The following is a 7,899-nucleotide window of genomic DNA, read 5'->3' as shown; positions in this document are numbered from 1 at the left end:
CCCCAACTCCTCGGTGCCTTGCCGCCCGGATGTGTGATCGCCGACCGAGGTTATGACAGCATGGCGCTCGTGAATTTTGTCCGGGACCGCGGCGGCGAGGCGCATATCCCCACCCAGAGCCGGGTTCGCATCCAGCGCAGCGTCCCTCCGAGCCTTTACCGTCAGCGCAATCTGGTCGAGCGCTTCTTCTGCAAACTCAAACAGTTCCGCCGCATCGCCACACGCTTCGAAAAACACGCCGACAATTTCATGGCCGCCCTCGCGCTCGCCTCAGCCCGAATTTGGATGCGCGCAATTGAGTCCACGCCCTAGCCGATTGCCATTCCGGTCCGGGTGCCGGATTTGCGCACCGGCGCGCCGCATGCGAAACTGTTCTGGACGATCCTGGGAGGGCGTCAGACTTGCGCTGCAAGGCACAGGAGAGGTGTATGCTGGGGATATTCCGTATGGCGGCGATCATCGGGACCGTCCTGCTGGCCGGTCCGGCCCTTGGTCAGCCGAGTGATGAAATCATCCCCTTGCCGGCGGCAAATGACGCCGCTGCGGAGCTCCTCTATCTGGAGTCCTTGCGCGAGGCGGCAAATAATCCGGTGAACCAGCGCGAACCGGGACCGGACTTCGCGAATGGGGACAGGATATCCGTAACGGCCCGGAGGCCGGACGATGTCGTCTGCAGTTGGCGGCGCCGCAATGGCAGCAATATTCGTGAGCGACGGTGCAAGAGCCGGTTTCAGGCTGAGCGCGAAGAGCGACAGACCGAATATGCGATACGCCGATTGCGCGGTTTCTAGAGGGGCGGACCCCGGACTCCGGGGAGAGCGGTCCGCGCGTGAGGCGCCAGGCCCCGCGCGCCGTGTCAGAATCCAGGCTTGGGGGTCGGGTTGAAGCTCGACCGCAACCGCTCGGCGCTCGGCGCCTCATTCCAGAACAGGCGTTGGCCGGCCTCGATATCGGCGGCGCAGATATTGCCGGTCTTGACCTTCGCGTCATGAGCGTCCCCGCCAAGCACGCCGTGCATATACCGCAGCACTCCATTGGACGTGATGATCAGCGCAAAGCGGCGGCTCAGCGCGGCATCCTGCATGACGGCCAGCGCATTGGCCCGCAGTGTCGCTTCGTCAGGAGACCAGTCAACGCCTTCAGGGCGGCGATGCTCTTCATTCCAGGTGCGATGCGCCTTCGCACCAAATTCGGCGATGATCTCGTCGCAGGACTTGCCACCCCAGGAACCGTAATCGATCTCACGCAGGCGTTCATCGATCTCGATCCGTCCGTGAAACCCGCACAGGACTGCGACCAGTTCGGCGGCGCGGCGGGTGCGTAGCAGGGGGCCGGTGATGATGCGCTCCGGCGTCAGGCGCGCTTCGCGCAGGGCATTGCCCAGCGCGGCGGCCTGTTCCTCACCCTTGTGGACCAGCGGCAGATCTTCCTTGGCGCCGACCCAGACAACCTTGTCGCCGGGACCGAATGTATTGCCGTGACGGGCCAGCAGCACCTTGCTCATGGCACCAGCTCGCCTTCGCGGGCGATAATGCCCTCGACCACCGGCACATCCTCGGGTGCGTCGACCGACCAGGCCGAGCGTCCGCGATAATCGGTTGGCACGATGCGGATCGGGATGCCGTTCTCCAGGGCGCGCAATTGCTCCAGGCTCTCCGCCTTTTCCAGCGGCGAAGGCTCGAGCGCGACGATGCGCTCCAGCGTCTCGCGGCGATAGCCATAGAGGCCAATATGCTGCCAGGTCGGGGTGCCGGCCTCGGGGTGACGCTGGAAGGGGATCACACCCTTGGAGAAATACAGGGCGTCCATCGCCCGGTTGAAGACGACGGTGGTGCCGCCGACAATGCCCTTGGCCTTCATCTCGCGCATGCGGATGGCGGTGTCCTCGGGCATTTTGACCGCCGGGGTCGCCATGGCCAGGGCCGAGTCCGCCCGCATGGCAGTGGCGACATCGCCAATCACCCAGGGCGGGATCAGCGCGGCATCGCCCTGAACATTGATGACGATATCGGCATCGCTACCGAGCCGTTTCACGGCGTCGAGGGCGCGTTCTGTTCCATTGCGGCAGGCCGGGTCGGTCATCACGGCTTCGCCGCCAAATGCCTCGACGGCCTCGACGATCCGTTCATCGTCCGTGGCGACCACAACCCGGTCGACACCCGGTGCGGCGCTGGTCGAGCGCCAGACCCGCTCGATCATCATCCGCCCGGCAATTTTTTCGAGCGGCTTGCCGGGAAAACGACCGGAGGCGTAACGGGCGGGAATGATGGCGATGACGGACATTTGGCGATTCCTCTGACGTCTCTCGCTTGTTCCACAAGGTCAGGGCGTTTTCCAGTCTTTCGCCATGCCCGACGCCAGCCTTTATTAAACTTGTGTCATGACTGAGGTCGATGCTTGGTCAGGGGAGTCTCTTTGCTAGGTTGCCCGGCTGAGGTTGGCTGGGGGTTCCAGCTCGCCCGGGATTCAAGTCTGGGAGGGCTGCATGCCAAAACTGATCATTGCACTTATGTCCGCGACACTTTTGAGCGCCTGCGCGTCGACGAGCGAAACCGCGGCTTCCGGGGAGCCCGGGGTTGAGGCGACCGGCGAGCGCATGGTGCGGCGTTGTGAATCCGTGACCGATATTGGCTCCAACCGGCCGCGTCGAGTTTGCCGGATGGTTCCTGCCGGCAGCTGACGCCGGTGAGGCAGAGATTCTGCGAAATCGCGTGAACTCACCAGCCTTGCAATGATATATGGACATCAACGGCACCCGGTCTTATGGCCGGGTGTCTGTCTTTTTTCTGCAAGCTTGAGATTTCGAGACTTCCATGCGCCATTTTCTATCGACTGCTGACTGGACCCGCCCCGAATTGCAGGGCCTGCTCGACCGCGCTGCGGCGTTTAAAACGGGCACGGTCAGTCGTGCGCTGGAAGGCAAATCGATTGCCTTGCTGTTTTTCAATCCGTCGCTGCGAACCCGGACCTCCTTCGATATCGGCGCCAACAAGATGGGCGGCCATGCAATCGTGCTGGATGCCAAGGGGGCAACCTGGCCGCTGGAATTTGCCGACGGCGCCGTGATGGACGGTACCGCCGAGGAGCATGTCCGGGAGGCTGCGCGGGTCCTGTCGAGCTATGTCGACCTGATCGCCATCCGTTGCTTCCCTGAATTCAAGGACTGGCCGAGCGAGCGCGAGGACCCGATGATTTCGGCCTTTGCGAAACACTCCACCGTTCCGGTGATCAATATGGAGACCATCGTCCATCCCTGTCAGGAACTGGCGATGATGCTGGCTCTGCAGGAACGGATCGGTGCGGTCCAGGACAAGACCTTCCTTCTGACCTGGGTGCCACACCCCAAACCCCTTAATACGGCGGTCGCCAATTCGGCCCTGTTGATGGCGGCCAAGTTCGGCATGAATGTTCGCCTCCTCGTGCCCGATGAGCGCTATCGCCTTGATGAGCGTTATATGGGCGCGGCCGAACGCTTCACCGCCGAGGGTGGCGGCTCGGTGACGATGACCACCGATGTCGAGGCTGCCTACACGGGCGCCGATGCCGTCTACGCCAAGAGCTGGGGCGCGCTGCCTTTCTACGGGCATTGGGACGACGAGGCGCCGTTCCGCGCCAAGGGCAGGGATTTCATGATCACGCCCGAAAAAATGGCGCTCACGAATAACGCCACCGTCAGCCACTGCCTGCCGATGCGCCGCAATGTGAAAATTGCTGATGCCGTCGTCGACAGTCCCGCCTTCCTCGGAATTGAAGAGGCGGCCAACCGCTTGCCGGTGCAACAGGCGGTGATGGAAGCACTTGCCAGTCAGGGAGGCGTCAAGTGACGTCGCAACTCCCCGGCGTTCGCCCGACGATTGTCCGCCTGCTGTCGCATATGCGCGACGGCAAGGAGATCCGCGAATACCTGCAGCGCTTTTCCGGTGTGGATCAGGAGCGCTTTGCCGTTATCAAGGTCGGCGGTGCAGTGATCCAGGAGGATCTTGACGGTCTCGCAACGGCGCTGGCCTTTCTGCAATCGGTCGGCTTGTCACCGGTCGTCGTCCATGGCGGCGGGCCGCAACTCGATGCAGCGCTGTCCGAGGCCGGAATCGGGACGGAACGTATCAATGGCCTGCGGGTGACGCGCGAGGCTGCGATCCCGATCATTCGCGAGACCCTGACCCAGGCCAATCTTCAACTGGTCGATGCCATTCGCGAGGCGGGCGGGCGCGCTGCTGCTGTGCCGCGCGGCGTGTTTGAGGCCCAGTTGGTCGATGAGGAGAAGCTGGGCCGCGTCGGTGAGCCGACGAAAGTCCATCTCGAGCTGGTCGCTGCTGCGGCGCGGGCCGGACAAGCGGCAATCCTGGGCTGCCTCGGTGAAACCCATGATGGACGCCTGGTCAATATCAATGCCGATTCCGCCGTTCGCGCGCTCGTACATGCCTTGCAGCCCTACAAAGTCGTGTTTCTGACCGGAACAGGTGGCCTGCTCGACGAGTGGGGTGATGTCCTGTCTTCAATCAATCTGGCGACCGATTATTCGGCGTTGATGCAGGCCGAATGGGTCAATGGCGGCATGCGGCTGAAGCTGGAGGAGATCAAGCGTCTGCTCGACGATCTGCCGCTTTCCAGTTCGGTTTCGATCACCAGCCCGGCAGAGCTGGCGCGTGAACTCTTCACCCATGCCGGTGCGGGCACGCTGATCCGGCGCGGCGAGACAATCCTCTCGACGGCCTCCAAGGACGACCTCGATCTTGGACGCCTCCACGCATTGGTGACGACGGCCTTCGGGCGCGCGCCAATCGCCGGATATTGGGACAATCTCGTGCTCGACCAGGCCTTTGTCACGGACAGTTATCGCGCCGCCGCGATCACGACACGGCTGGATGACTGGATCTATCTCGACAAATTCGCCGTCCTTGACGATGCGCGTGGCGAGGGACTGGGCCGGACCGTCTGGAACCGCCTGGTCGATTATGCACCGCGTCTGATCTGGCGCTCGCGCACCGCCAATCCGGTCAACAATTTCTATTTCGACGAATGCGACGGAGCGATCCGGCGCGATGAATGGACGGTTTTCTGGCGCGGCGAAGGCATTCGTCCCGCCGAAATTGATGGTGTCGTGACCCGGATTTTCGATCTGCCGCCAACGCTGGAGTTGGCACCATGAAACTGCGGATCGGGCTCGTCGGTGCGCGTGGCCATACCGGGCGCGAACTCCTGCGCCTGATCGCGGCTCGCGACGACCTTGACCTGGTGTTTGCCAGCTCACGCGAACTGGCCGGCCAGCCGGTGTGTGATATGGCACCGGAAATCGCGAACGGGCTGTTGTTCGAGTCGCTCTCACCCGGCGCGGTCGCTGATCGCGGGGCTGACGCCGTCATTCTCGCCCTGCCGAACGGGGCGGCCGGTTCATTTGTTGCCGCGATTGATGCGGCAAGCCCGAAAACGGTGATTGTCGACCTGTCAGCGGATTACCGGTTTGACGATGGCTGGACTTATGGTCTGCCGGAAATTTATGGGCGTGACGCCCTGCGCAGTGCGAAACGGATCGCCAATCCGGGCTGCTATGCGACGGCTGGACAGCTGGCGATCGCTCCGCTGCGGGATCGGCTGGCGGTCGATCCGCACGTGTTCGGCGTTTCCGGGTATTCCGGCGCGGGCACTACGCCTTCGCGCAAGAATGACCTCGAGGCCTTGCGCGACAATCTTATGCCCTATGCCCTGACCGGGCATTTGCACGAGCAGGAAATGTCCCGGCAGCTGGGCCTCGACGTCCGCTTCACGCCGCACGTAGCCGCCTTCTTTCGCGGCATTGTGGCGACGGTGCATCTTTCCCTTCTCGATCCGGTCACACGTGACGTCTTGATCGCACTCTACGAGACGGCCTATCGCGATGAGCCGCTGGTGAGGGTGACCGGAGAAACGCCGGAGATCCGTGACGGAGCCGAGCTGCCCGGCGCTGTTATCGGCGGTTTCGGCCTCAGCGCGGACGGGCGCCACGTGGTCATTGTCTCCACCCTCGACAATTTGCTCAAGGGTGCAGCCGTCCAGGCCCTGCAAAATCTCTGTCTGGCACTGGGGCTGCCGGAATAGTCAATTGCCGGCCTGTACAGCCTCGTCAATCGCCTGCCAATTCATCTCGTAGGCCGCGTCGCGCTCAATGCGGTGATAGCCTTGGGCCCGCCACAGGGTGAATTCACGCGTCTTGTCGCCATCAAGTGCGATCGACAGACTGCCGGCTGCGTCGAACTGGTCAAAATCCTCCCGCATTTTCGCCACTTCCAGTGGCCGGTGCGAGACGATCAGGACCGGTGCCTGATGCCCGTCCTCGAGCGGCCACTCCTGTTCGGCATGATTGACCGGTCCGGAATAGCGCAACCACATCGCCAGTGACGGGTTGGTGTCGCTGCCATAGCGCTGCATCTGGTGGAAGATATTGCGATCATCGAACACGATCGCGCTGTAGTCAGCGGCCGTGCCGGCCTGGCTGATGGCATCGGCAGTTTCCTGCCAGGCGCGAATGCGCTTGGTCGAGTTTTCCAGATGGAAGGCTTCGACCAGAGGTGGGTTGACGACCACAACCGTCATGAACAGGCCCAAAGCGGTATGAAAGGCGATCGAGCCATAGAGAATACCGCGCCGCCAGGCCGGTCCGCGCAGCAGGAAGGCGGCGACGAGTAAGGTGGCGGCGATATAGGCGGCCCCGGCCCAATTGGCGTGAGCGCGGCTGATGAAAGCCTGGGCCGATACCGTCAGCAGGGCCGGCAGGATGAAGGCTGCCAGCAGGCGCGAGTCCGGCAGGGCCTCGCGGAAGCGCCATATGATGCCGCCCAGAATGGCCAGCAGAACGATGAATAGTGCCGGTCCGAATATGCCCAGTTGTCCGGCCAGGAATTCGAACAGTTCGGCAGGATGAAACAGGTCGCCGCCCCAGTTTGCGTTGGCGGCGGTATGGCTCACGGTGGCGAAGTCATGGGCCGCGTTCCAGAGGATATTCGGCGTCAGCAGTGCGGCGCCAATCAGCATGGCCAGGGCACCGCGCAGATTCAACAACGCATGGCGGGTCGGTGCGTCGATCACCAGACATATGCCGACGCCCAGCACGAAATAGATCAGCACGTATTTCGACAGAAAGCCGAGACCGATTGCCAGGCCGAGCCCGGCCGCACTGGCCCAGCCGCCGCCATCGCGCAGGCGCAGCAGGGCATAGAGGCCAGCAGACCAGGCGCACATGGCTGGCACGTCAGTGGAAATGATGGCGCCGGAAATCCACAGGGACGGGATCGTCAGATAGATCAGCGCGGCCCAGAAACCGGTGCGCGCATCCCAGAGCTTGCGGGCGCTCAGGAAGAGGAAGCTTGCAGTGGCCGAATGCAGCAGGGGAGAGGCGAGCCGGACGCTGAACTCGGTATCGCCAAATATTGTCGTCATCAGCCTGATCAGCCAGGCGATCATTGGCGGTTTGGAAAAATAGCCCCAATCGAGTCGCAGCGACCAGACCCAATACTGGGATTCATCGGCGTAGAGCTCAATCGGATTGAGTGCGAGGGCCAGAATGCGCATCAGACCGATGCCAAGAATCAGGGCAAGCGCTGCCCGCTCCCAGCCCCACGTCCATTGCGTGTGTTTTTGTTCAAACTCAACCATTGAGGGCTCACAGGTCTTAAGAAAGTGTAACATTTTCGCCGCAGGCTATGCCCTTTCCGCTGCGGCCCGTAAAGGGCGCTGTGGACAGGGATTGTCGTGAGCTCACCAGCTTCGCCCCCCGTATGTTGAGCAAATACCGCCCTGCAAACACATATCTTGCGCGATTCAGCCATTGAAGCGCGGATTCAGGTTGGGCGTCGGCGCGGCGAGTGTCACAAAACCTTCGCGTAGCTGTCTTGGATTCTTCGAACGTCCAGCGTACGAGGCGCT

General features: G+C 62.5%; 8 protein-coding genes. 5 read left to right on the top strand and 3 right to left on the bottom strand.

The annotated features are described in order from the left end of the window. Both BLT42_RS03495 and BLT42_RS03490 read left to right on the top strand, forming a co-directional pair. The coding region (locus BLT42_RS03495) for a transposase (RefSeq protein WP_143024029.1) at positions 1-312 on the top strand (312 nt) is incomplete at its 5' end. A gap of 116 nt (positions 313-428) precedes the next feature. Beyond that, the gene (locus tag BLT42_RS03490) at positions 429-791 is read left to right on the top strand and encodes a hypothetical protein (RefSeq protein WP_143024028.1); all 363 of its coding nucleotides are present in this window, start codon (positions 429-431) and stop codon (positions 789-791) included. Positions 792-856: 65 nt separating this feature from the next. On the opposite strand, the gene BLT42_RS03485 is transcribed toward BLT42_RS03490, so the two are convergent. Both BLT42_RS03485 and kdsB read right to left on the bottom strand, forming a co-directional pair. After that, positions 857-1,504 (bottom strand): histidine phosphatase family protein, encoded by a 648-nt coding sequence (locus BLT42_RS03485; RefSeq protein ID WP_091766820.1) that lies wholly within the window; start codon positions 1,502-1,504, stop codon positions 857-859. Beyond that, complete coding sequence (gene kdsB, locus BLT42_RS03480) at positions 1,501-2,283, bottom strand: 3-deoxy-manno-octulosonate cytidylyltransferase (protein ID WP_091766817.1); 783 nt, start codon at positions 2,281-2,283, stop codon at positions 1,501-1,503. Before kdsB ends, BLT42_RS03485 begins: the two co-directional genes overlap by 4 nt. A gap of 530 nt (positions 2,284-2,813) precedes the next feature. Here kdsB and BLT42_RS03475 point away from each other — a divergent pair. The 3 genes from BLT42_RS03475 to argC are packed head-to-tail and all read left to right on the top strand — an operon-like array spanning position 2,814 to position 6,075. Further along, positions 2,814-3,824: an N-acetylornithine carbamoyltransferase gene (locus tag BLT42_RS03475; protein ID WP_091766814.1), complete on the top strand. Its 1,011-nt coding sequence runs from the start codon at positions 2,814-2,816 to the stop codon at positions 3,822-3,824. Then, the gene (locus BLT42_RS03470) at positions 3,821-5,149 is read left to right on the top strand and encodes an acetylglutamate kinase (RefSeq protein ID WP_233342292.1); all 1,329 of its coding nucleotides are present in this window, start codon (positions 3,821-3,823) and stop codon (positions 5,147-5,149) included. Before BLT42_RS03475 ends, BLT42_RS03470 begins: the two co-directional genes overlap by 4 nt. Continuing rightward, positions 5,146-6,075 (top strand): N-acetyl-gamma-glutamyl-phosphate reductase, encoded by a 930-nt coding sequence (argC, locus tag BLT42_RS03465; protein WP_091766811.1) that lies wholly within the window; start codon positions 5,146-5,148, stop codon positions 6,073-6,075. The genes BLT42_RS03470 and argC overlap by 4 nt, the downstream gene beginning before the upstream one ends. Here the strand turns inward: argC and BLT42_RS03460 are convergent, their stop codons facing one another. Next, positions 6,076-7,662 (bottom strand): ArnT family glycosyltransferase, encoded by a 1,587-nt coding sequence (locus tag BLT42_RS03460; RefSeq protein WP_233342291.1) that lies wholly within the window; start codon positions 7,660-7,662, stop codon positions 6,076-6,078. It lies immediately after the preceding gene. Between the last annotated feature and the right edge of the window lie 237 nt (positions 7,663-7,899).

This window comes from Maricaulis salignorans (genome assembly GCF_900103475.1).
GTDB lineage: Bacteria > Pseudomonadota > Alphaproteobacteria > Caulobacterales > Maricaulaceae > Maricaulis > Maricaulis salignorans.
The sequence above is the reverse complement of the archived record's forward strand: the minus strand, read 5'-3'. Positions and strand labels throughout refer to the sequence as shown.